At 69.1% G+C, this 20932-nt stretch carries 21 protein-coding genes; 11 read left to right on the top strand and 10 right to left on the bottom strand.

Annotated features, from left to right (window positions below):
• The first annotated feature begins 138 nt into the window (after positions 1–138).
• Positions 139–942, top strand: a complete 804-nt coding sequence (locus ACTJLF_RS01335; protein WP_440882349.1) for a tetratricopeptide repeat protein — start codon at positions 139–141, stop codon at positions 940–942.
• A gap of 12 nt (positions 943–954) precedes the next feature.
• On the opposite strand, the gene ACTJLF_RS01330 is transcribed toward ACTJLF_RS01335, so the two are convergent.
• From ACTJLF_RS01330 to ACTJLF_RS01320, 3 genes are read right to left on the bottom strand one after another with little or no spacing between them, the layout of a single operon-like run.
• Positions 955–2901, bottom strand: coding sequence for an esterase/lipase family protein (locus ACTJLF_RS01330; protein ID WP_440882348.1), 1947 nt, complete (start codon positions 2899–2901; stop codon positions 955–957).
• A complete protein-coding gene (locus ACTJLF_RS01325; RefSeq protein WP_440882347.1) occupies positions 2898–3932 on the bottom strand; it encodes a lipoprotein N-acyltransferase Lnb domain-containing protein in 1035 nt (344 codons plus the stop codon). Before ACTJLF_RS01325 ends, ACTJLF_RS01330 begins: the two co-directional genes overlap by 4 nt.
• A 16-nt stretch (positions 3933–3948) precedes the next feature.
• Positions 3949–4719, bottom strand: a complete 771-nt coding sequence (locus tag ACTJLF_RS01320; protein ID WP_019652725.1) for a FadR/GntR family transcriptional regulator — start codon at positions 4717–4719, stop codon at positions 3949–3951.
• A gap of 189 nt (positions 4720–4908) precedes the next feature.
• On the opposite strand from ACTJLF_RS01320, the gene ACTJLF_RS01315 reads away from it, so the two are divergent.
• Genes ACTJLF_RS01315 through ACTJLF_RS01285 form a run of 7 tightly spaced genes read left to right on the top strand, consistent with a single transcriptional unit; the run spans position 4909 to position 10263 of the window.
• Positions 4909–5421, top strand: a complete 513-nt coding sequence (locus ACTJLF_RS01315) for a RidA family protein (RefSeq protein WP_440882346.1) — start codon at positions 4909–4911, stop codon at positions 5419–5421.
• 2 nt (positions 5422–5423) lie between these two features.
• Positions 5424–6092 (top strand): amino acid ABC transporter permease, encoded by a 669-nt coding sequence (locus tag ACTJLF_RS01310; protein ID WP_019652723.1) that lies wholly within the window; start codon positions 5424–5426, stop codon positions 6090–6092.
• Position 6093: 1 nt separating this feature from the next.
• The gene (locus ACTJLF_RS01305; protein ID WP_019652722.1) at positions 6094–6750 is read left to right on the top strand and encodes an amino acid ABC transporter permease; all 657 of its coding nucleotides are present in this window, start codon (positions 6094–6096) and stop codon (positions 6748–6750) included.
• Positions 6731–7459 carry an amino acid ABC transporter ATP-binding protein gene (locus tag ACTJLF_RS01300; RefSeq protein ID WP_440882345.1) on the top strand — a complete coding sequence of 243 codons (729 nt, stop codon included), beginning with the start codon at positions 6731–6733 and terminating at the stop codon, positions 7457–7459. The genes ACTJLF_RS01305 and ACTJLF_RS01300 overlap by 20 nt, the downstream gene beginning before the upstream one ends.
• 55 nt (positions 7460–7514) lie before the next feature.
• Positions 7515–8291, top strand: a complete 777-nt coding sequence (locus ACTJLF_RS01295) for a transporter substrate-binding domain-containing protein (protein ID WP_019652720.1) — start codon at positions 7515–7517, stop codon at positions 8289–8291.
• Positions 8288–9301, top strand: coding sequence for a succinylglutamate desuccinylase/aspartoacylase family protein (locus ACTJLF_RS01290; protein WP_440882344.1), 1014 nt, complete (start codon positions 8288–8290; stop codon positions 9299–9301). Before ACTJLF_RS01295 ends, ACTJLF_RS01290 begins: the two co-directional genes overlap by 4 nt.
• On the top strand, positions 9298–10263 hold the full coding sequence (locus ACTJLF_RS01285; RefSeq protein WP_440882343.1) for a threonine ammonia-lyase: 966 nt from the start codon (positions 9298–9300) through the stop codon (positions 10261–10263). The genes ACTJLF_RS01290 and ACTJLF_RS01285 overlap by 4 nt, the downstream gene beginning before the upstream one ends.
• Before the next feature lie 7 nt (positions 10264–10270).
• On the opposite strand, the gene ACTJLF_RS01280 is transcribed toward ACTJLF_RS01285, so the two are convergent.
• Positions 10271–12979 (bottom strand): bifunctional acetate--CoA ligase family protein/GNAT family N-acetyltransferase, encoded by a 2709-nt coding sequence (locus tag ACTJLF_RS01280; RefSeq protein ID WP_132750980.1) that lies wholly within the window; start codon positions 12977–12979, stop codon positions 10271–10273.
• A gap of 101 nt (positions 12980–13080) precedes the next feature.
• Here ACTJLF_RS01280 and ACTJLF_RS01275 point away from each other — a divergent pair, with 101 nt between their 5' ends.
• Positions 13081–13575 carry an arsenate reductase/protein-tyrosine-phosphatase family protein gene (locus ACTJLF_RS01275; protein ID WP_132750981.1) on the top strand — a complete coding sequence of 165 codons (495 nt, stop codon included), beginning with the start codon at positions 13081–13083 and terminating at the stop codon, positions 13573–13575.
• A 28-nt stretch (positions 13576–13603) separates the two neighbouring features.
• Here the strand turns inward: ACTJLF_RS01275 and ACTJLF_RS01270 are convergent, their stop codons facing one another.
• The 6 genes from ACTJLF_RS01270 to ACTJLF_RS01245 form a co-directional block, all read right to left on the bottom strand.
• Positions 13604–13810 carry a dodecin gene (locus ACTJLF_RS01270; protein ID WP_019652715.1) on the bottom strand — a complete coding sequence of 69 codons (207 nt, stop codon included), beginning with the start codon at positions 13808–13810 and terminating at the stop codon, positions 13604–13606.
• 87 nt (positions 13811–13897) lie between these two features.
• Positions 13898–15076: a c-type cytochrome gene (locus ACTJLF_RS01265; RefSeq protein ID WP_440882342.1), complete on the bottom strand. Its 1179-nt coding sequence runs from the start codon at positions 15074–15076 to the stop codon at positions 13898–13900.
• 9 nt (positions 15077–15085) lie between these two features.
• Positions 15086–15898 (bottom strand): ABC transporter ATP-binding protein, encoded by an 813-nt coding sequence (locus ACTJLF_RS01260; RefSeq protein WP_440882341.1) that lies wholly within the window; start codon positions 15896–15898, stop codon positions 15086–15088.
• Positions 15892–16989 carry an ABC transporter permease gene (locus tag ACTJLF_RS01255; protein ID WP_440882340.1) on the bottom strand — a complete coding sequence of 366 codons (1098 nt, stop codon included), beginning with the start codon at positions 16987–16989 and terminating at the stop codon, positions 15892–15894. The genes ACTJLF_RS01260 and ACTJLF_RS01255 overlap by 7 nt, the downstream gene beginning before the upstream one ends.
• On the bottom strand, positions 16986–18002 hold the full coding sequence (locus ACTJLF_RS01250; RefSeq protein WP_440882339.1) for an ABC transporter substrate-binding protein: 1017 nt from the start codon (positions 18000–18002) through the stop codon (positions 16986–16988). Before ACTJLF_RS01250 ends, ACTJLF_RS01255 begins: the two co-directional genes overlap by 4 nt.
• Positions 18003–18097: 95 nt before the next feature.
• Positions 18098–19027: a LysR family transcriptional regulator gene (locus ACTJLF_RS01245; RefSeq protein WP_440882338.1), complete on the bottom strand. Its 930-nt coding sequence runs from the start codon at positions 19025–19027 to the stop codon at positions 18098–18100.
• Between the two features lie 72 nt (positions 19028–19099).
• On the opposite strand from ACTJLF_RS01245, the gene ACTJLF_RS01240 reads away from it, so the two are divergent.
• Together ACTJLF_RS01240 and ACTJLF_RS01235 are read left to right on the top strand one after the other, a co-directional pair.
• Positions 19100–19747, top strand: coding sequence for an HAD family hydrolase (locus ACTJLF_RS01240; RefSeq protein ID WP_440882337.1), 648 nt, complete (start codon positions 19100–19102; stop codon positions 19745–19747).
• Positions 19748–19768: 21 nt separating this feature from the next.
• Positions 19769–20905 (top strand): DSD1 family PLP-dependent enzyme, encoded by a 1137-nt coding sequence (locus ACTJLF_RS01235; RefSeq protein ID WP_440882336.1) that lies wholly within the window; start codon positions 19769–19771, stop codon positions 20903–20905.
• Positions 20906–20932: the final 27 nt, after the last annotated feature.

Genomic DNA, 20932 nt, shown 5'->3' with positions numbered 1-20932 from the left:
TTGCACCGCGGCGGCGATGTTAGGCCACGTCGAGCGCGAAGGTCAATGCGCACGACCGACTGGCGGGAGCGGCTAAAGTGGCACGCTGCTGCCCGCCATCGTCTCGCACGTCCAATCTCCAAATGGATACCCGACACCATGCTGCCCAGATTCCTCAAGCGGCTTGCCGCACGCTTCACCGGCTCGACGCCGCCACCCGAAACGCCTGCGACCGGCGGCGCAAAGACGCCGGCATTGAAGAAGGGCGACGTGCTCGCCTACCGCAGCGACGAGGCCTGGCGCGCCGTCTGGGTTCTCGAAGTCGATCCGTGGCCCGATGGAACATCGGTGGCGCACTGCCTGAGCTATCAGCCGCTGGACCAGAAACCCACCGTCGAATCGCTGAAGCACGCCGAGGTACTGATATGGCATTCGCCCATCGATGCCGACGGCGTGAGCCGGGGCAGCGAACTCATCGGCAACAGGCAGCCCGCCGAGGATGACCTGATCGGCTTCGCCGAATACCTGAGGCTCACCGACTTCCCGAGGTATCTGGAGCTGATGGGCCAGGACGGCCACGAGATCGTGCGCGAGGCCAATGCGCACTATCTGCGCGGCAACGAGCTCTGCGAGCAGGGCCGCAAGCAGGAAGGCATCGCCGAGTACGACGCGGCCGTGGAGCTCTTTCCGCTCTTCTTCGAGGCCATCGACAACCGCGCCTTCACGCGCATGGAACTCGGCGACTTCCAGGGCGCGCTCGAGGACTTCGAGCAGTCGCTGCAGGTGAATCCCGACGGCGAGGCCGCGTTCTTCTCGAAGGGCGAATGCCTCATGCGGCTCGGCCAGCTCGCCGCCGCGGAGTCGACCTTCAAGGAGGGCAGGGAGCGCTTTCCGGGCAAGAAGGCGCTCTTCGACGAATTCCTGGAGCGGGTGCGGGCGCAGCAGCGCTCGGGGAGCAAGTAGGAGCGACGCCGCTCAGCGCGCAGCCTCGGGACGCAACTGCTCCCTGAGGATGCGGCGGATCTCCAGGATCGCCAGCGGGTTCTCCTGCACGCTGTGCGCCGACGGGATCACCAGTTCGGAGGCCGCGCCGTCGAGGTGCGCGCTGGCATAGGGCACGATGCCGTCGCTCGACAGCGCCTGTGCCACGCCGGGCGTGTCGTTGCCGATGATCGAATGGAAGCGCACGCGCGGATTCATCGGCAGGCCCGACGACAGCCGCACGAACGGATCGCGGTCGCTGAGGTTGTCGATGCTGTTGGGGATGCGCAGCGTGCCCTGGTCCTGCCGCGCGGGCGCGATGCGGATCAGCTCGCGCGAGATGTCGCCCAGCTGCCCGAGCATCGCCACGGGCAGCGTGATGAGGTTGGCCACCCAGCGCGAGATGCGGTTGTTGGCGAAATCGGTGCCGCGGTGCGGCGAGGCGATGAAGATGGCGTCGCTCACCTGCGGCAGCGGCTCGAAGCGCAGGTAGGGCGCGAGCTTCTCTTCCATGCGCCGCTGCTGCGCGCCCTGCATCGGGTAGCTGGCGAGCAGGGCGTCCCAGAGCTTGTCTTCCGAGGACGAGACCATCAGCCGAGACAGCACCCCGCCCATGCTGTGGCCGATCAGCGTGATGTCGTTCGAGGCCGGTGCCTTGCCCGAGGGGTCGAAGTGCGCGAGCGTCTGCGTCACGGCTTCGCGGATCGCGAAGTTGTTGAGCGGCAGCGGTGCGTTGGTCGGGTAGTAGACCTGCCAGATCTGGTAGCGGCGGCGCAGCGTCTCGTCGCCCAGCACCTCGTTGGCCACGTTGATCCACGCCTCGGGGCTGCTCGCCAGGCCGTGCAGCATGATGACAGTGCGGCGGTTCGGATCGTAGGGCTGCATCAGGTAGATGCGCGGCTGCGTGAGGCCTTCGCGGCCGCCGAAGAGGCTGCGCAGCGCCTGCAGCGCGAAGTCGGAGCGCGCGAGCCACAGGCCGTAGCCCGAAGTGAAGTTGGCGGCCAGCGGTACTTCCTGGCCGGCGAGCTGCACGTTGGCGGTGCGGTACGGATCGTAGGCCGCGATGCGCAGGGTGCGGGTGCGAAGCACATCGCCGAGGTTGGCACCGTCGAACAGCAGCAGCGCGGTGACCGCCGGGAAGGGCATCTCGCGATAGGGCGGGCGAGGCTGCTGCCTGTCTGCAAGGTCGGCTCGCGGCGCCGGCGGCTCGTCGTCGGTGCGCCTGTCGCTCGCTGCCACCAGTTCCGCGCCGAAGCCGTCGCGCCGGTAGGTGTTGCGCAGGCCGGAGAAGGTCAGCGAGGCGGCGGGAATCAGTTCGTCGGGCAGGGGCGTGTCGGAAGGAAGGCGCAGGTTCGATACGTCGGTCTCGATGCGCCAGTCGCCCACCATCGGCATCGCAGGCTGCGCCACCGCGCGCGAACCGTTGCGGCGGACTCCGTCGTACAGGCCGGTGATGGCCTGCTGCACCGCGTAGTTGTAATAGTCGCGCACCTGGGTCTGCCGGTCCTCGAAGGCGCGGTCGCGCGGCTTGCGGGCTGTGAAGAACAGGTAGGCGTAGGCGTGGCGCGCGGTCTCGAACCAGGCCTCGATGGCGGCGGCATCGGTCGCGCCGCCGTGCTTCTCGGACGCGAGCGCCACCTGCAGCCAGACTTCGGAGAGCGCCGAGAGACGCTGCTCGTCGCTCAGGCCCGGCGAGTCCGCCAGCGCGTTGCGGCAGGCCTGGCCGTCCTTGCGGCACAGGTCGGCGTCGGAGCCGATCACGCGCAGCACTTCCTGCGCGGAGGTGCTCAGGCGGCCGGTGGTGAGCACGTCGCCGCGGCGCTGTGCGAGGTATTCGGCCGGCGAGATCGAACCGACGGTCACGCCCGCGCAGCCTGCCAGCAGTGCGGCCGCGCAGGCGAGCACGGGCAGCGAAGCGAAGAAGCGCAGCGCGCGTTTCATTGCGCCGCTCCGGTGCCAGCAGCCGCGACGCCCGGCAGGCCCTGCCGGATCGCCCGTGAGAAATCGACGCCCGGCGTCTTGTCCGTCGCGATCGCCCGCTCGGTGATGCGGCCAGCCGCGCGCAGCGCTTCCATGCTGTAGCCGGGCGCAAGGCCGCCCACGTCGAAGAGATAGTCGGGCAGGTAGCCCGAAGCGAGCAGCCGCCAGTCCATCGGCAGGCCCGGCACGATGCGCTTGGCCAGCGCATACACGATGGTGGTGCAGTTGGCGGTGAGCGTGTTGTAGAAGCTGGGCTCGCGCACCAGCGCCGCGCCTTCGCCGAGGTAGGCGAGGAAGAGCGAGCGGATCTCGGGCTGCGGCAGACTCACGCGGTACATGTAGACGTCCTCGCCGCGCACGTTGGTGCGCACGCGCAGGATGTCGTGCTCGTCGGCCGCGATCAGGCTCGTCTCGAACTGCTTGAAGAAGCCGCCCACCGACGAGAAGCTCTCGCCGCGCTCGTTGCGGATCTCGATGGAGAAGGTGAGGAACCGGCCGTCGTCGAAGCCGAAGGACACCAGCGTGTGCGCGATGGCAGGCCCGGTCCAGTACGAGAGAGACACGTCGACCGTGCGCAGGCGGTCGAGGTCGTACTGCCTCGTCTCCCAGCGCTGGGTGTAGTCGGTGTCGCTGCGCCACTCGAAGTTGCGCGCGTTGTCCAGCGTGACGATGCTGCCGTCGACGCGCGAGTGCAGCTGCCGCGAGACGTCGTCGGCCCACACGCGGTTCTGCGAGGGCAGGATGGTGCTCCACCAGCCCAGCAGCAGCGCGAATCCGACCGCGTAGGAGAGCAGGGCGCGCGCGGCCCGACTGCGCCACGTCAGCACGATCGCCGCGAGGCCGAAGGCGACCCACAGCACGCCCGCGCCGATCTTCATGGCGGCCGGGCCGGGGAAGTGGTACCAGAGCGCGAGGCTGGCCCACGAAGAACTCAGCAGCACCGCAAGCGTCAGCGCGAAGCGGCCCAGGAAGTGCAGGATCGTGCGGATCATTGCAGGCGTCGCGCTTCTAGCCGTAGACGCTCAGAGAGGCCAGGATGCGCGTGAAGTACGCATCCGCGAGGCTCGTCGCGGCCTTGGCGTCGCGTGCCTCCAGCGCATCGACGATGGCGGTGAGCTCGCGCAGCGTCTGCTCGCGCACCACGGCGCCCACGGGGCCGTTGAGATTCGAGCGGCCGTCGTACTGCACCGCGCGGCGGTCGGCCACCACGGCGTCGAACACCTGCATCAGGAAGCGGTTGCGCGTGGCGCGGAAGATCGCCTGGTGCACGCCGTAGATGCCCTCCTTGAACTGCAGCCACTGGTCGGCGTCGCGCACCACGGCGAGGTGATGGCGCATCAGCGCGAAGTCTTCGGCGTCGGCGCGCTGGGCGGACAGCGCCATCATGGCCGGCTCGAACAGCAGCCGGCCTTCGAGGATCTCGGTGTAGGTCGGCACGTCGCGGTGGTGCGCGGCCACGGGCAGGTCGGACTCGCTCAGCAGCTGCATCAGCCCCTCGGCCAGGAAGGTGCCGCTGCCGACCTTGCGCTCCAGCAGGCCCTGCGCGCTCATCATGGCCAGCGCATGGCGCACGGTGCTGCGCGAGGTCTTGAACTGCTCCGACAGGTCACGCTCGTTGGGCAGCTTGTCGCCCGGCTTGAGCGCGCCGTCGCGGATCGACTGGAGTATGGCGCGGTAGACCTTCGAGGCGGTCGCCTTGTCCTGCGCGGCGATGCGGCCCGAAAGATCCGTGACCTCGATCAGCGGCTGGAGCGGCTGCGGCACGGGCTTTGCATTCATGGTTGAAGAGTTCGCCAAAATGGTTGACCAATCGCAATTAATGTTCTTAGAATGAATTCATTACGCAGTCACATAAGACTGCGCTGCATGGCTCTGGATTGGTTGACCAATCCTTCCGAATCCGTTGATTTTCGTCGAAAGGTTGACCGTTTGCGCCGCCCCTCGCGCCGCAACGGTGATGTGTTCCCAATGACCCTGGATTCCAACACGGCGCCGGCGGCCGCGAGCCACGGCAGCGCGCGCAGCCCCGAGGAGCGCCTTTCCGCCCTCGGACTGAAGCTTCCGCCGCCACCGGCGCCCGTCGCCAACTTCGTCGCATGGCGCCGCAGCGGCCAGATGCTGTATCTCTCGGGCCAAGGGCCGCTCGAAGCAGACGGCCGCCTGCACGTGGGCCGTGTCGGCGAGGAGGTGAGCGTCGAGGCTGCCTACGCGCATGCCCGGCTGACCGGCCTGAACCTGCTGGCTGTCGCCAAGGCCGCGCTCGGCGAACTCGGGCGCGTGCGCAGTGTGGTGAAGCTGCTGGCCTTCGTGAATGCGGCGCCGGGCTTCGCCTTCCACCCGAAGGTCATCAACGGCTGCTCCGACCTGTTCGTCGAGGTGTTCGGCGACGAGGTGGGGCGGGGCGCGCGTTCCGCCATCGGCGCGGGCTCGCTGCCGGGGCACCAGACCGTCGAGGTCGAAGCCATCCTCGAAGTGGACTGACGATGGCCTACCAGTTCCAGTTCGAGGCGCTCGCGCCCTATGCAGGGCAACTGGCCGAAGGCCTGCTGCACACGCTGGGCTATGCCGCGTCGAGCATCGTGCTGGGCATGGCGATCGGCGTGGCGGGCTCGCTGGCGCTGATCTACGGCAGCAAGCCGCTGCGCGGCGTGACGCGTGTGTACGTGGAGTTCTTCCGCAACACGCCGGCGCTGGTGCAGCTCTTTCTCATCTACTTCGGCCTGCCCAACCTGGGCATCCGGCTGGAGGCGCCCGTGGCCGGCGTGATCTCTCTGGCGCTGTACTGCGGCGCTTACATGGTCGAGGTGTTCCGATCGGGGCTGATGTCGGTACCCCGCGGCCTCTCCGAAGCCGGTGCCGCGCTCGGGCTGCGGCCGCGCCAGGTGCTGGTGCACGTGCTGTTCGTGCCTGCGCTGCGCAACGTGTTTCCCTCGCTGGCCAGCCAGATGGTGCTCACGCTGATCGGCACCAGCCTCATCTCGCAGATCGGCGTGGAGGACATCTTCCACGCAGGCAGCTTCATCGACTCGCGCACTTTCCGCAGCTTCGAGGTGTACGTGGTGATCTGCGCGATGTACTTCGTCACGGTTCAGGCGCTGCGCGTGCTGCTGGGCTTCGTGCAGCGCCGGCTGTTCGGCAGGGAGGGCCGCTGAGATGCGCGGACTTTCCATTGCCGATCTCTGGCTGATCCTCGGCGCTATCCGCTGGACCGCCGCGCTTGCCCTGACCTCCTTCGCCATCGGCGCCGTCATCGGCCTCGGCGTGGCGGTGGCGCGCACTTCGCGGCTGACCTGGCTGCGCGTGCTGGCGCGCGTCTACGTCGAGCTTGTGCAGGGTACGCCGCTGCTCGGGGTGCTATTTCTCCTGTACTTCGGCGTGCCGATGCTGCTGGGCATCGAGATCAAGGCCTTCACGGCCGCCGCCGCAGCGTTCTCGCTTTCGGCCGGCGCCTTTCTCGGCGAGATCTGGCGCGGCGCGATCGAGTCCGTGCCCAAGGGGCAATGGGAGGCCGCCTCCTGCGTGGGTCTGCGCCGCTGGCACGTCATGCGGCACGTGGTGTGGCCGCAGGCCTTCCGCGTGGCGCTCGGACCGACGGTGAGCTACCTGGTGCAGCTCATCAAGAACACCTCGCTCGCGGCGCTCGTCGGCTTGGTCGAACTCACGCGTTCGGGCCAGATCGTGGCGGGGTCGACGCTGGCACACCTGCCAGTCTTCTGCGGCGTGGCCCTGTGCTACTTCGCCATCTGCTATCCGCTGGCTCGCCTGGCACTCTCTCTTGAAGGACGCATGAATGCCGCTCGTGCTCATTGATTCGGTCGAAAAGCACTTCGGCGACAACCATGTGCTGCGCGGCGTGGCCACCGAGGTCGCCAGGGGCGACATCGTGGCGCTCGTCGGGCGCAGCGGCTCTGGCAAGAGCACGCTGCTGCGCTGCGTGAACGGCCTGGAGACGATCAGCGCCGGCCGTATCGTGGTCGACGGCGTCGACGTGCAGTCGCCCGACACCGACCTGGCCCTGCTGCGCCGCCGCGTGGGCATGGTGTTCCAGAGCTTCAACCTGTTCCCGCACCTGTCGGCCGCGGCCAATGTGACGCTGGCGCCGGTGCTCACGAAGAAGATCGCCAAGGACGAGGCCCGCGACCTGGCCCAGCGCATGCTGGAGCGCGTGGGGCTGGGCCACAAGCTCGACGCCATGCCGTCGCAGCTCTCGGGCGGCCAGCAGCAGCGCGTGGCCATCGCGCGGGCGCTGGCGATGTCGCCGCAGCTCATGCTGTTCGACGAGGCCACCTCCGCGCTCGACCCCGAACTGGTCGGCGAAGTGCTGCGCGTGATGGAGGACCTGGCGCGCGACGGCATGACCATGATGGTCGTCACGCACGAGATGGCCTTCGCGCGCCGCGTGGCCTCCGAGGTGCTCTTCATGAACCAGGGCCGCATCTGGGAGCGCGGTACGCCCGAGCGGATGTTCGGCAGCCCGCAGACCCCCGAGTTCCAGCAGTTCGTGCAGTCCGTCGTCTGATTCCCACGCCTTCGTTTTCGTCGTTCTTGTCTTTCCTGTCTTCCAAGGAGCTTCCATGTTCAAACTGAAAACCCTGTTCGCCGCCGCGCTGGTCTGCGCCGCTCCCTTGCTCGCGCATGCCGACAAGCTCGCCGACATCAAGGCCAAGGGCGCGATCCGCATCGCCACAACCATCGACGCCGCGCCTTGGGGCTTCACCGACTCGGCAGGCAAGCCCACCGGCCTCGACGTGGAACTGGCCGAGAACGTGGCCAAGGCCATGGGCGTGAAGCTCGAGCTGCAGCAGGTGACCGGCGCCAACCGCATTCCGTACCTGCTGTCGAACAAGGTCGACGTGGTGATCGCCGCGCTGGGCAGTTCGCCCGAGCGTGCCAAGCAGGTCGCCTTCTCCAAGCCCTACGCGGCCGTGTACCTCGGCGTGTACGGCGGCAAGGGCACGCCCAAGTTCGCCAAGGTGGCCGACCTCGCGGGCCAGACCGTGGCAGTGCCCAAGGGCTCCACGCCCGACCTGTCGCTGAGCGAGCTGGCGCCGGGCGCCAAGCTGATCCGCCTGGAAGACACGGCTTCCACCATCTCGGCCTTCCTGTCGGGCCAGGCGCCGCTTTTCGCCGAGAACAACTTCATCGCGCAGAAGGTGGCCGACGAGAACCCTGCCAAGGGCATCGAGATGAAGTCGCTGATCCGCATCAGCCCCGCCTACATGGCCGTGCAGCCCGGCGAGACCGCGCTGCTGGCCGAGATGAACAGGATCATCGACGCCAAGACCGCCGACGGCAGCCTCGCGGCGCTGCGCCTGAAGTGGTTCAAGGACGAGCAGAAAGAAGTGAAGTGAGCCAGCCGCGTCCCTCCACCGTTTTCACGGACATCGACTGGGCCAGGCCCGGCAAGCAGGTCGGCCACGCGTGGCTTCCGTATTCGGGACATGACGATGCCTGGGGCGCGGTGGCGCTGCCTCTGGCAGTCATCGGCAACGGCGACGGCCCGACGGTGCTGGTCACCGGCGCCATCCACGGCGACGAATACGAAGGACCGATCGTCATCAACGAGTTGATCCGCAGGCTCGACGCCTCGCAGGTGAAGGGCTGCCTGATCCTGATGCCTTCCGCCAACGCCCCTGCGATGCGCGGGGCCTCGCGCGTGAGCCCGCTGGACGGCAAGAACCTCGCACGTGTATTCCCCGGCAACCCCTACGGCACGCCGACGGAGCAGATCGCAGCCTTCATCCACGACGTGCTGTTTCCCAAGTGCGATGCCTACGTCGACCTGCACGCGGGCGGCAGTTCGCTCTTCATCGAGGAGAGCGCGCAGGTCGTCGTCACGCCGACGCTGGCACCCGAAGTGCGCGAGCGCGCGGAAGACATGGCGCGCTGGTTCGGCGCCAGGTTCACCGTCATCACCGACAACATGGGCGACCCGCGCACCAGCTGCGGCGCGGCCGCGCACCTGGGCCTGGCCGCCATCGCGGCGGAGATGGGCGAGAACGGCAGCGTCTCGCCCAAGGGCGTCAAGCGCACCCGCGAATGCCTGGCGCGCGTGCTGGCGCGGCTGGGCGTGGTGCCGGGCGCGCTGCCCGAGGCGCCGCCGCCGAGCCGCCGCGTGCGCATCGTGCCCAACGGCGGCAACCTGCTGTCGCCGGGCGACGGCTACTTCGAGCCGCTGCACGAACTGGGCGACACGGTGGAGGCCGGCGAGCTCGCCGGCTACCTGCACCTGCTGCACGAGCCCGCGCAGGAGCCCCGCGAAGTGCGCTTCGCCAAGGGCGGCACGGTGTATTCGCAGCGCACCTTCGGCGCGGTGAAGCAGGGCAACAACCTGTGCGTGCTGGTCGAGGACGAGGCATGACCGACAAAGACGCGATGCAACCGATCGACCTGGCCGACTACCGCGCGGCGCACGAGCGCGTGAAGCCCTACATCCGCCGCACGCCGCTGGTCGAGGCCCATCCCTGGGTGCCAGGTGGCGCGGCGCAGGTGCGCTTCAAGGCCGAGTGCCAGCAGGTGACAGGCTCCTTCAAGGCGCGCGGCGCATTCAACCGCGTGCTGAACCTTCCCGAGGAGGTGCGCCGCCAGGGGCTGGCCACCGCGTCGGGCGGCAACTTCGGCGCGGCCGTGGCCTATGTCGGCAAGACGCTGGGTCTGCCGGCCAACGTGTTCGTGATGAACACCAGCACGCCGATCACCCGCGCCCGCATCGAGAGCCACGGCGCGAAGCTCACGGTGCATGGCGACTTCTGGGACCAGAGCTGGGACGCCGCCGGCGCCAACGTGGCCGAGCATGGCGGCGCGCTGCTGCATCCGTATGCCGACCGCGACGTGGTGATCGGGCAGGGCACGACTGCGCTGGAGATCATCGACGAGTGGCCCGAGGTCGAGACGCTGGTCGTTTCCATCGGCGGCGGCGGGCTGCTCGCCGGCATCGCGCAGGCGGCCAAGCTGCTCAAGCCTTCGATCCGCGTGATCGGGGTCGAGGCGGTGGGCTGTCCGACGCTCTACACCTGCCGCAAGGAAGGCCGCATCGTGAAGCTGGAGAACGTGAAGACGCGCGTGCCCATCCTGGCCGCGCGTTCGACCGAGCCGCTGAACTTCGAATTGATCGAGAAGTACGTCGACGAGATCGTGCTGGTCGACGAGGAAGTCATCGAGGACTCGGCGCGTTCGGCCTGGCAGCACGCCGGCCTGGCCATCGAGCTCGGCGCGGCCACCGCGCTGGCGGCCGTCAGCCACCGCTGCTTCGAGCGGCGCGACGACGAGAAGATCGCCGTGGTGCTTTGCGGCAGCGGCAGCGACGGGATGCCGAAGGCCTGAGGGCGCCTCAGAGCATGTAGGTCACGAGCTTGAAGTCCGGGTCCTCCGGGAACGACTTCACCGTGAACCCGAGCCGGCGCACCAGCTTCAGCATGTCGGGGTTGTTGGCAAGCACCAGCCCGTCCATCTCGGCGAGGCCCTTGTCGCGGGCCACGTCGATGATGCTTTCCATCAGCCGCGAGCCGATGCCCCGGCCGCTGAACTCGTCGGCCACCACGAGGGAGAACTCGCAGCTGGTCTGGTCGGGGTTGGTGACGTAGCGCGAGACGCCCACGATGCGCTCGCTCTCGAGCACGGTGCCGTCGGGGGACACGCTGCGCTCCATCACCACCGCCACCAGCGCCATCTCGCGGTCGTAGTCGATCAGCGTGAAGCGCGAGAGCATCGACGGCGGCAGCTCGTGGAATCGCGAGACGAAACGGAACCAGCGGCTCTCGGGCGACAGCCCCTGCACCAGCGCCTGCAGCATCTGCGCGTCGTTGGGGTGGACCGGCCGCACGATGTAGGTGCCGCCGCCCGTGCCGGCCAGCGGCCATTCGCGCCGGTAGCGCGCGGGGTACGGCATGATCGCCAGGTGCTGGTAGCCGTTGACCGCGTTGCCCACGTGGGCCGCCACCGCCTGCGAGCTGCTGCCGACCACGATGCGCGCATCGACCGAGATGGCGCCGTTCTCGTCCACGATGATCGGGTTGATGTCCATCTCGCGCAGCTCGGGCAGCTCGCACACCATTTCCGACACGCGCAGCAGCAGGTCTTCGAGCGCCTCCATGTCCACGGCATGGGCGCCGCGCCATTCGCCCAGCGTCTCGGCCACGCGCGAGCGTTCGATGAGCCGGCGCGCGAGAAACTGGTTGAGCGGCGGCAGCTCCATCGCGCGGTCGTTCAGCAGCTCGATCATGGTGCCGCCCGCACCGAACACGATGACCGGGCCGAATGGCTCGTCGGTGACCATGCCCACGTAGATCTCGCGGCCGCGCCGGGCGCGCGCCATCTTCTGCACCGTCACGCCGTTGATGCGCGCCTCGGGCGCGAGGCGGGCGACGCGCTCCATCATCTCGACGTAGGTGTCGCGCGCGGCGGTGCCGTTGAGCACGTTGAGCGCCACGCCTTCCACGTCGGACTTGTGAGGGATGTCGGGCGAATCGATCTTCAGCGCCACCGGAAAGCCCAGCTGCGTCGCGATCATCATCGCCTCGCTGGGGCTGCGCGCGAGCAGCGTGCGCGTGATCGGGATGTGGAAGGACGACAGCAGCGACTTCGATTCCATCTCCGTCAGCACGTTGCGCCGTTCGGCCAGCACGCTCTCGATGAGGAGGCGCGCGCCTTCGATGTCGGGCTTGGCCAGCGCCGACAGCGGCGGCGGCGTCTGCTGCAGCAGCTGCTGGTTCTGGTAGAAGGCCGCGATGTTGCCGAAGGCGCCCACGGCCGCCTCTGGCGTGCGGAAGCTCGGGATGGTCGCGTCGGCCAGCACCGAGCGCGCCTTGCCCACCGACGAGTCGCCCATCCAGCAGGCCAGCAGCGGCTTGTTCATCGGCCGCGGAATGTCGGCCAGCGCCTTCGCGGTGGCTCCCGCGTCGATGCCAGGCTTGGGCGAGAAGATGGCGAGCACGCCGTCGACCTGGCTGTCGGCCGAGGCCGCGTCGATGGCGGCGCGGTAGTGGGCGGGCTGCGCCTCTTCCGACAGGTCGATCAGGTCGGCCAGCGATGCGAGCGGGGGCAGGGCGGGCAGCAGCACCTTCTGCGCGGGGGCGGAGAGCTTGCCGAGGTCGAGACCGATCTCGTTGATCCAGTCGGCCGCCAGCACGCCGGGGCCGCCGCCGTTGGTGACCACCGCGAGGCGCTTGCCGACGGGCCTGTAGCGCGAGGCAAGGCACTTGGCGGCGGAGAAGAGTTCGACGAAGGAGCGCACGCGCACTGCGCCGGCCCGGCGCAGCGCGGCGTCGAACACGTCGTCGCTGCCCACGATGGCGGCGCTGTGCGTCTGCGCGGCCTCGTTGCCGGCTGGCTTGCGCCCGGCCTTGAGCACCACCACCGGCTTGGCGTGCGAGGCCGAGCGCAGCGCGCTCATGAAGCGGCGTGCATCGGCAATGCCTTCGAGGTAGATGATGATGCTGTGCGTGGCCTGGTCGTTGGCCAGGAAGTCGAGCACCTGCGGAATGTCGACCGAGGTGTGCGGGCCCAGCGAGACCACGCTGGAAAAGCCCACGCCGTTCTGCCGCGCCCAGTCGAGCATCGAGGCCGTGAGCGCGCCCGACTGCGCCACCAGTGCGAGGGGTCCGCTGCCCGCCAGCGGGCCGGCGACGCTGGCATTGAGATGCAGCAGCGGGCGCTGGAAGCCCAGCGAGTTGGGGCCCAGCAGGTGCACGCCCTCGCGGCGCGCAATCTTGCGCCACTGCGCCGCCTGCTCGGCGCCGATGCCGCTCGAAAGAACGACGGCCGCCTTGCAGCCGATGCGCCCCGCGATCTCCAGCGCAGCCGCCACGTCGCCCGGCGCCAGCGCGATCAGCGCGAGGTCGGCGTGGGTCTGCGCGAGCTCTTCGAGCGTGCCCTTGGTGCGCACGTCCAGGAAGCGCAGCGTGCCGTCGAAGCGTTGCGCGCGGAACGCCTCGCGAAGCGTGCGGCCGGCCGGCGTCTGCCCACCCGGGCCATCCGCGTTGCCGACGAAGGCGACGATGGAGGCGGGCGCGAAAAGCGGTGTCAGGAAATGCTTGTCCATGCCCCCGAGTCTGCACCGTTCGGAAGCTGCTGTGCATCGTGGCCGCACCCGAGAGCCGAGGTCAGGACGGGTTCAGAGGGCTTGGCTATATTCGGGTTTCCATGCAAAAACGTATCGGAGTGATCTTCGTCTCGCGACGGAACTCATTGCGCAGCATCCTGGCCGAAGCGTGCCTCGCACACCTGGACCCGAAGCGGTTCTCGGCCTCTTCCTGCGGGCAGCCTGGGCAGGTCGCCCGCGAATTCCATCCTGCCGCAGTCGCCGCGTTGAAGAGCGCGGGCATCCCCTTGCCCAACAGGCTGCCGCGCGGCTGGGACGAGCTGGCGCGTGCGAGTGCGCATCCTGCGGACTTCGTCATCACGCTCGATGAAACGACGGGCCCGCGCCAGCCCCTGTGGCCCGGCCAGCCCGACGCGGCCCTGTGGGCCTACCCCGACCTGCTCGATGGCCGCGATCCCGAGAGGGTCGCGCACGACGCGGTGCAGACGCTGTTCTCGCTGCGCCGCCGGCTGGAGCTGCTGGTGAGCCTGCCGATGCAGGGGGTGGACCGCTCGGCGGTGCGCTCGGACGTGCGCGACCTGGGCTACCTGCGCTAGTTGCAGCGATCGCGCCGGGCCGAAGGGCTCACTCCAGCGTGAACCCGATCTTCAAGGTCACCTGCCAGTGCGCGACCTTGCCGTCGACCACATGCCCGCGCGTCTCGGTGACGTTGAACCACTGGATGTTGCGCACCGTCTCGTGCGCCTTGGCGATGGCGCTTTTCACCGCATCTTCGATGCCGGTTGGAGACGAGCCGGTGAGTTCCAGGGTTTTGTAGACGTGGTTGGACATGGTCTCTGACTCCTTCTGGTTCGATTGAAAAAACGATTGAGCTGGCAGCGCTGGAAAAACATCGTAGTCCCGTTGCGCTGGTACGTGTCAGTGGACGTACCCGCCCTTGACGAAGCGCACCGGCTCGGCGTCCATGCGCGCGATGAGGGCGCCGAGACCGTCGGGCGGCAATGGCCGGACGCCGGGCTTCGACGAGGGCTGCTGCTCCGTGCGGCACAGCAGGTCGTCGTCGCTCCACGCGGCCTTGCCGGGCTCGCCGCGTGCGCGCAGCCAGCCGTCGCGGTCCACGATGAACTGGGTGCCCGCGAGCTGCGTGGTCGCGCCGACGAGCGAGAAGGCGGTCCACGCGGCGGGCGATGCGGCGATGCAGTCGTCGGACTGCGATGCGGCGGCTTCCGTCGCTTGCGGGGCGATCAGCACGGTGACGAGGCGCGGATCGTCGGCCGGCGTCGATGCGCCGGCCCCGAGGCTCGATGCGACGATGCGCAGGCGCTGGCCGCGCCAGCTGGAAAGGCTGCGCGGCGGCTTGTTGCCGCATTGCACCATCACATCGGGCGGCGCGATGGGCTGCGCCCACAGTCCGGCAGCGCGCAGGCTTTCCCCGGCGCCCTGGGCCTTCATGAAATCGATCAGCGCCCAGGCGTCGGCGTCGCTGAGCGTGGAGCCGAAGCCGGGCATGGTCGGGGTTTCGTGGCGGTCGCGCATGCCGTTCATCACATGCCACAGCACGTCGCCATCGGCGCGGCGCCACAGCAGCGGGCCTCCCAGGTCGGGCGGCCACACGGCCTGGGCCGAGGCCAGCGGCCCGTGACCCCTGCCGTCGGTACCGTGGCAGGCGGCGCACTGCGCTGCATACAGGGTGCGGCCGCGCTCGATGCTCTCGGCAGTGAAGCCTGTGGGCGATGCATGGAAGGTGGTCGGATACGCGGGCACCAGCACCACGTTGGCCTCGGGCCAAGGCGCCAATGCCGCCAGCAGCACAGCCGCTGCGGCCAGCCACACACGGCGCCGGCGCCAGAGTAGCGCAAGCAGCAGGATCAGCAGCGCCACGGCAAGCACGACGAGCGTGAGCCCGAGCCGCCGGGCCTGGCCGAGGTCGATCAGCAGGTTCTCGCCCGAAAGCCGCAGCGCCCACGGCCAGGCGGGCTGCCCGTGCGATTGCCCGGCCAGCCCCAGCACGTCGAGAACGCGCAGAAGCCACAGCTGCGCCCCTTGCAGCAGGCCGATCAGCAGGTTGAGCCAGCCGGCCTCGGGCGGACCACTCATCTCTTCAGTTCACCACGTGGCGTCGAGTCCCAGGTGCTTGAGCGCCTCGTGCCGCAGTTCGGCCAGCCGCGGATCGCCGCGGTGGCGCGGGTAGGGCAGGTCGACCACCAGCTCCGCCGCGATGCGCGCGGGCCGGTCGCTCAGCACGATCACGCGGTTGGCCAGGAACAGCGCCTCTTCCACGTCGTGCGTCACCAGCAGCGCCGAGAAGCCCGCGCGCTGCCAGAGGTTGACCAGCTCGCTCTGCATCGCGATCCGCGTGAGCGAGTCGAGCTTGCCCAGCGGCTCGTCGAGCACCAGCAGCTGCGGATCGTTGACCAGCGCGCGTGCCAGCGCCACGCGCTGCGCCATGCCGCCGGAAAGATGGTGCGGAAAGGCTTTCGCGAACTCGGTGAGGCCCACGAGCCTGAGCGCCTCGTCGACGCGGGCACGTTGTTCCTTCAGCACGCCGCGCGCCTGCAGGCCCAGCGCCACGTTGTCCCACACACTGCGCCATGGGTAGAGCGTCGGGTCCTGGAAGACGACGATGCGCGACGGATCGGGCCGGGTGATGGTTTCGCCGTTCTGGGTGATGGTGCCGGTGGTCGCGGGCTCGAGCCCGGCCACCAGCCGCAGCAGGGTCGACTTGCCGCAGCCGCTGGGTCCCAGCAGCGCGACGAACTCGCCGGGGCGAACCTGCAGGTCTACACCGTCGAGCACCTGCAGCACACCGCCGGACACCTCGAACCAGTGGCTGACGCCGCGGATGTCGATGTGCGCGCCAGCGGCATCTGCCTGGCCGGTCGGCGCGGGCGCGGGGGGAAGCACGGCGTTCGTCACCATTTCACGGTTCCCTTCTGCCAGGACAGCACGCGGTCGCGCACCTTGAAAAGCAGGGTGATGAGCCCGGAGCACAGCGCCGCCATCACGAGCAGCGCCGCATACATGTTGGCGTAGGCCGCCCAGCCCTGGGCCCACTGCAGATACCAGCCCAACCCGGCCTTCACGCCCATCATCTCGGCGGTGATCAGCACCGAGAACGATGCGCCCAGGCCCATGAAGAGGCCCACGAAAACCTGCGGCAGCGCAGCCGGGATCGCCACGCGGAACACCAGGAAGCGTTCCGACGCGCCCAGCGTGCGCGCCACGTCGTAGTAGCTCTTGTGCACCGAGGCCACGCCCGACCAGGTGAGCACCGCGACCGGAAAGAAGGTGGCCAGCCCCACGAGGAACACGGCGGCCGAATAGCTCGAAGGCGCGAAGAAGAAGGCCAGCGGCAGCAGTGCCGACGCGGGCACCGGCCCCAGGAAACGCAGCAGTGGATGCACCCAGTACCCCGCGATGCGCGACCAGCCGATGGCGACGCCGGTGATGAAGCCCACCAGCGCGCCCAGCACGAAGCCGTTGGCCAGCAGGCGCAGCGAATGCACGGTCGACAGACCCAGGCGCTGCCAGTCTTCGTGCACCACGTCGATCAGGCTCTGCGGCGGCGCAAAGAACGGGGAGGGCAGCACACCGAGCTTGGCGGTGGAGACCTCCCACAGCGCCAGGCCCACGGCCAGTGCGACGAGCCATTGCCCGGCCGGGCGCAGGGTGCGCACCAGCCTGCCGGCGCGGCTGCCCAGCAGCGAGATGGCGAGGAGCAGCGCGGCAATCACCAGCGTGGCGATGCCGAACTCGCGGGTGAAGGCCCAGTCGCTGAAGCCGACCTCCTTGTTCGGCCACAGCAGGGTGAGCAGGCCCAGCGCGACCCATGCGGCCGAGGCGAGCAGGCCCGTGGGCCAGATGCCCGCGGGGGCGGCGGGACGCAGCGTTGCCGACTGCGCTGTGGCCGTGGCCGCCGCCCTGGCCGCACGGGGCGCGGCGGAGGCCGGCGCGTGCGCGCCGCCCTGCAATCCGAGCGGAGCGTCGAGGATCTGTTCGGCCGTGCTCATGCCAGGACGTCCAGCGACACGTGGTTGGCGAAGCGGACCACGTCGGTGCTCTTCTTCAGGATGCCCGCATTGCGGAAGTCGGTGGCGAAGGCCTCGACCTCGTTGCGCAGCGCCTTGCCGGCCGGGTGGTGCTTGTAGGTGAGCTCGGCCAGCAGCTTCTGCAGGTCCTCGAGCGGCACCTTGGGCGCGTACTTCGAGTAGATGCGCGCGGCCTCGTTCGGGTTTTCGGAAACGTAGTCGGAGGCCTGCGCAAGGGCGCGCACCACGGCCGCCGCGCGCGGCTTGTCGTTGCGCGCCAGCTCGCCGCGCGCGCCGACGATGCAGCACAGCCGCTCGGCGTATTCGCCCTTGGCGCTGTTGGCGATCTCGGTGAAGACGCCCGGGTTGCGCTTCTCGATCAGGAATACGTTCGGGTCGCCATCTGCGATCACCTGGATCTCGCCTTTCTTCACCGCCACGTCGAGCAGGTCGGCAGGGTAGACGCGCCAGTCCACGTCCTTCTCGATGTTGATGCCCTTCTTGGCGAGGTGGATGGCGTAGAACTGCCGCGCCGGGCTGTTCTGGTCCGACACGCCGATGGTCTTGCCCTTCAGGCTCGCCAGGTCGGTCGTCACGCCCGCTGCCTTGGCACCCACCAGCCGCAGGCAGCCGCCGTGCACGCTGCCCACCACCTTCACGTCGAAGCCCGCTTCCAGCGGCTTCACCCAGCGATGGATCAGGCCCACGCCCAGATCGGCCTTGCCGGTGGCCAGCGCCTCCAGCATCTGGTCGGACGAGCCTGCCCAGTTGAGCAGCTCGACGTCGAGCCCGTTCTTCTCGAAGAAGCCGCGCTCCAGCGCCACGGGCACCGGCGCGAGGCAGAAGCCAGCCTGGCTCCATGCGAAGGTGAGCTTGCGCGGCTGCGAATTCGCGATGGTGGCGAACAGGCCGCCGGAACCCACCACGGCTGCGGCCGCGCCGGCCTGCAGCACGCTGCGGCGCGAGGGCGGCAAATGATCGAGAGCAAAGGTCATCGCAGGCTTCTCCTCCGGAAAATACGAAGCTGCGAGTGTTGGCGCACCACGCCGGCGCGGCCAACGAAGGAATGCGGCTATGGATATGCGCGCAGCTACTTTCCCTTGACGCCCCTGTTGCCGAAGCTCTCGGCGAGGAACTCGACGACGGCCTGCACCCGCGCCGTGCGGCCCTTGCGCGTCGGTACCAGCAGCGTGACCGGCGCGGTGTCGAACTGCCAGTCGGCCAGCACGCGTACCAGCGTGCCGCGTGCCACCGCATCGGCCGCGTCCCACTCGGAGCGAAGCACCAGGCCCAGGCCCTGTTCGGCCCACTGCCGGGCCACGCCGCCGTCGTTGGTGACGTAGGCAGGCGAGATGCGAAGGGTTTCCCGGCGGGCCTTGGCGGCGGCTGCGCGGCCGGCCGGGCGCAGGTGCCACAGCGTCACGTCCTCGTCGTTCTCGCGGATGCAGATGCAGTCGTGCTGCAACACGTCGCGCGGCATGCGGGGGGTGCCGCGCTGGCGCAGGTAATCAGGGCTGGCGCACAACCAGCGCTCGTTGGCGCTGAGCGTGCGCGCCACCCATGACGAATCGCGCACCGTGCCGATGTGGATCACCGCGTCGGCGTCGTGCCGGTCGGGCCACGGGGTCTCGCGCAGGTCGAGTTGCACGCCCAGCCCCGGGTGCAGCCTGGCGAAGCGCGCGAGCATCGGCGCGATGTACTGGCGACCGTATCCGAAGGGCGCGGCGATGCGCAGCGTGCCGGTGAGGCGCCGGTCGTCGCGCTGCATCGATTCGCGCAGCCCATCGATCTGCCCGAGCAGCGCGGCCGCCTCGCGCGCGAAGCGCTCGCCCTCGGGCGTGAGGCTCAGCTTGCGCGCGGTGCGGGTGGCCAGCGACAGGCCGAGCGACGCCTCCAGCTTGCGCAGCCGCATCGACAGCGCCGGCGGCGTGACGTCGAGCGCCCGCGCCGCCGCGCTCAGCGATGGCTCGCGCAGCAGGGCGGCGGCAAGCTGCATGTCCTCGATCTGGATCGTCGTCATTAACTTGTGCTTAACGATTGATGACTGCGCATTGAAGCACAAGCATGGCTTCGGAACGTAGAGTCCAAGGCCATGCAACAAGCTTCCCACGCCTATCCGCGCGCCGTGCTGTTCGACCTGCTTACCGCGCTGCTCGACTCCTGGACCGTCTGGAACGCCGCCGCCGGCTCCGAAGCGAAAGGCCGCGCCTGGCGCGCCGAGTACCTGCGGCTGACCTACGGCTGCGGCGCCTACGTGCCCTACGAGCAGCTCGTGCAGGAGGCTGCCCGCAACACCGGCATGGCCGGCTCGGCCCCCGATGCGCTCGAAGCGCAATGGGACACGCTGCCCGCATGGGACGGCGCGCGCGAGCTGCTGCTGGCGCTCAAGCCGCACTGCCGCCTCGCCGTGGTCACCAACTGCTCGAAGCGCCTGGGCCATCGTGCCGCGGCACGGCTGGGCATCGACTGGGACGTGGTCGTCACTTCCGAGGAGGCCGGCTTCTACAAGCCCGATCCGCGCCCGTACCGCATGGCGCTCGACCAGCTGGGCGTGCGGGCGCAGGACGCGGCCTTCGTCGCGGGCTCGGGCTACGACATGTTCGGCACGTCGGCGGTCGGTTTGCGCACGTACTGGCACAACCGCGTCGGCCTCTCGCTGCCCCAGGGTGCGCCACCGCCCGAGCTGCAGGCACCCACGCTCGACGCCGCGCTGCCCTGGCTCCAATCCTTCGCCGAATGACTGAATGAAAGAGGCCCACCCATGACAGAAACCCTCGCCACCATCGACACGCCCGCGGCCCTCATCGAGAGCACGCGCATGCAGCGCAACATCGAACGCATGCAAAGGCACATGAACGAGCTCGGCGTGCGCTTCCGCCCGCATGTGAAGACCAGCAAGTGCATCGAGGTCGCAAAGGCCCAGCGCGACGCGGGCGCCCAGGGCATCACCGTCTCCACGTTGAAGGAGGCCGAGCAGTTCTTCGCCGAAGGCTTCACCGACATCCTCTACGCCGTCGGCATGGCGCCGCACCGGCTGCCGCATGCGCTGGAGCTGCGCCGCCGCAGCTGCGCGCTGGGCATTCTCACCGACAGCGTGGCTTCGGCGGGCGCGATCGTCGAGTTCGGCCGCGCGAACGGCGAGGTCTTCGACGTGCTGATCGAAGTCGACACCGACGGGCACCGCAGCGGCATCAAGCCCGAAGAAGACGCGCTGATCGAAGTCGGCCGCGTGCTGCACGAGGGCGGCATGCGCCTCGGCGGTGTGCTGACCCACGCGGGCTCCAGCTACGAACTCGATACGCCCGAGGCCCTCAAGGCGATGGCCGAGCAGGAACGCTCAGGCTGCGTGCGCGCGGCGCAGCGGCTGCGAGAGGCAGGGCTGCCGTGCCCGGTGGTCAGCGTGGGTTCCACGCCCACCGCCTTGGCTGCGGACGCGCTGGACGGTGTGACCGAGGTGCGGGCCGGCGTGTACGTCTTCTTCGACCTCGTCATGCGCAACATCGGCGTGTGCACGGAAGACGACATCGCCCTGAGCGTGCTGACCACCGTGATCGGCCACCAGGCTGACAAAGGCTGGGCCATCGTCGACGCAGGCTGGATGGCGATGAGCCGCGACCGGGGGACCCAGAAGCAGAAGCGGGACTTCGGGTACGGGCAGATCTGCGATGCGCAGGGGCGGGTGCTCGACGGCTATGTGCTCAGTGGTGCAAACCAGGAACACGGCATTCTTTCGCGGGAAGGCGAGGCGGATGCGGACATTGCGGCGCGCTTTCCCGTGGGGACGAGGCTGCGCATCCTGCCGAACCATGCTTGTGCGACGGGGGCGCAGTTCCCGGAATATCACGCGTTGTCGGACGATGGCTCGCTGCGCGCCTGGGGGCGTTTTCACGGCTGGTGAGCGCGGCGGCCCATCCCCTCGAGACGT

This window comes from Variovorax sp. 22077, assembly GCF_052044195.1.
Taxonomy (GTDB): Bacteria; Pseudomonadota; Gammaproteobacteria; order Burkholderiales; family Burkholderiaceae_C; genus Variovorax; species Variovorax atrisoli.
The sequence above is the reverse complement of the archived record's forward strand: the minus strand, read 5'-3'. Positions and strand labels throughout refer to the sequence as shown.

Excerpts from the sequence above, each read along its gene's own strand:
- ACTJLF_RS01335 (WP_440882349.1), top strand. The coding sequence starts at position 139 with ATGCTGCCCAGATTCCTCAAGCGGCTTGCCGCACGCTTCACCGGCTCG.
- ACTJLF_RS01330 (WP_440882348.1), bottom strand. The coding sequence starts at position 2,901 with ATGAAACGCGCGCTGCGCTTCTTCGCTTCGCTGCCCGTGCTCGCCTGC.
- ACTJLF_RS01325 (WP_440882347.1), bottom strand. The coding sequence starts at position 3,932 with ATGATCCGCACGATCCTGCACTTCCTGGGCCGCTTCGCGCTGACGCTT.
- ACTJLF_RS01320 (WP_019652725.1), bottom strand. The coding sequence starts at position 4,719 with ATGAATGCAAAGCCCGTGCCGCAGCCGCTCCAGCCGCTGATCGAGGTC.
- ACTJLF_RS01315 (WP_440882346.1), top strand. The coding sequence starts at position 4,909 with ATGACCCTGGATTCCAACACGGCGCCGGCGGCCGCGAGCCACGGCAGC.
- ACTJLF_RS01310 (WP_019652723.1), top strand. The coding sequence starts at position 5,424 with ATGGCCTACCAGTTCCAGTTCGAGGCGCTCGCGCCCTATGCAGGGCAA.
- ACTJLF_RS01305 (WP_019652722.1), top strand. The coding sequence starts at position 6,094 with ATGCGCGGACTTTCCATTGCCGATCTCTGGCTGATCCTCGGCGCTATC.
- ACTJLF_RS01300 (WP_440882345.1), top strand. The coding sequence starts at position 6,731 with ATGCCGCTCGTGCTCATTGATTCGGTCGAAAAGCACTTCGGCGACAAC.
- ACTJLF_RS01295 (WP_019652720.1), top strand. The coding sequence starts at position 7,515 with ATGTTCAAACTGAAAACCCTGTTCGCCGCCGCGCTGGTCTGCGCCGCT.
- ACTJLF_RS01285 (WP_440882343.1), top strand. The coding sequence starts at position 9,298 with ATGACCGACAAAGACGCGATGCAACCGATCGACCTGGCCGACTACCGC.
- ACTJLF_RS01280 (WP_132750980.1), bottom strand. The coding sequence starts at position 12,979 with ATGGACAAGCATTTCCTGACACCGCTTTTCGCGCCCGCCTCCATCGTC.
- ACTJLF_RS01275 (WP_132750981.1), top strand. The coding sequence starts at position 13,081 with ATGCAAAAACGTATCGGAGTGATCTTCGTCTCGCGACGGAACTCATTG.
- ACTJLF_RS01270 (WP_019652715.1), bottom strand. The coding sequence starts at position 13,810 with ATGTCCAACCACGTCTACAAAACCCTGGAACTCACCGGCTCGTCTCCA.
- ACTJLF_RS01265 (WP_440882342.1), bottom strand. The coding sequence starts at position 15,076 with ATGAGTGGTCCGCCCGAGGCCGGCTGGCTCAACCTGCTGATCGGCCTG.
- ACTJLF_RS01260 (WP_440882341.1), bottom strand. The coding sequence starts at position 15,898 with ATGGTGACGAACGCCGTGCTTCCCCCCGCGCCCGCGCCGACCGGCCAG.
- ACTJLF_RS01255 (WP_440882340.1), bottom strand. The coding sequence starts at position 16,989 with ATGAGCACGGCCGAACAGATCCTCGACGCTCCGCTCGGATTGCAGGGC.
- ACTJLF_RS01250 (WP_440882339.1), bottom strand. The coding sequence starts at position 18,002 with ATGACCTTTGCTCTCGATCATTTGCCGCCCTCGCGCCGCAGCGTGCTG.
- ACTJLF_RS01245 (WP_440882338.1), bottom strand. The coding sequence starts at position 19,027 with ATGACGACGATCCAGATCGAGGACATGCAGCTTGCCGCCGCCCTGCTG.
- ACTJLF_RS01240 (WP_440882337.1), top strand. The coding sequence starts at position 19,100 with ATGCAACAAGCTTCCCACGCCTATCCGCGCGCCGTGCTGTTCGACCTG.
- ACTJLF_RS01235 (WP_440882336.1), top strand. The coding sequence starts at position 19,769 with ATGACAGAAACCCTCGCCACCATCGACACGCCCGCGGCCCTCATCGAG.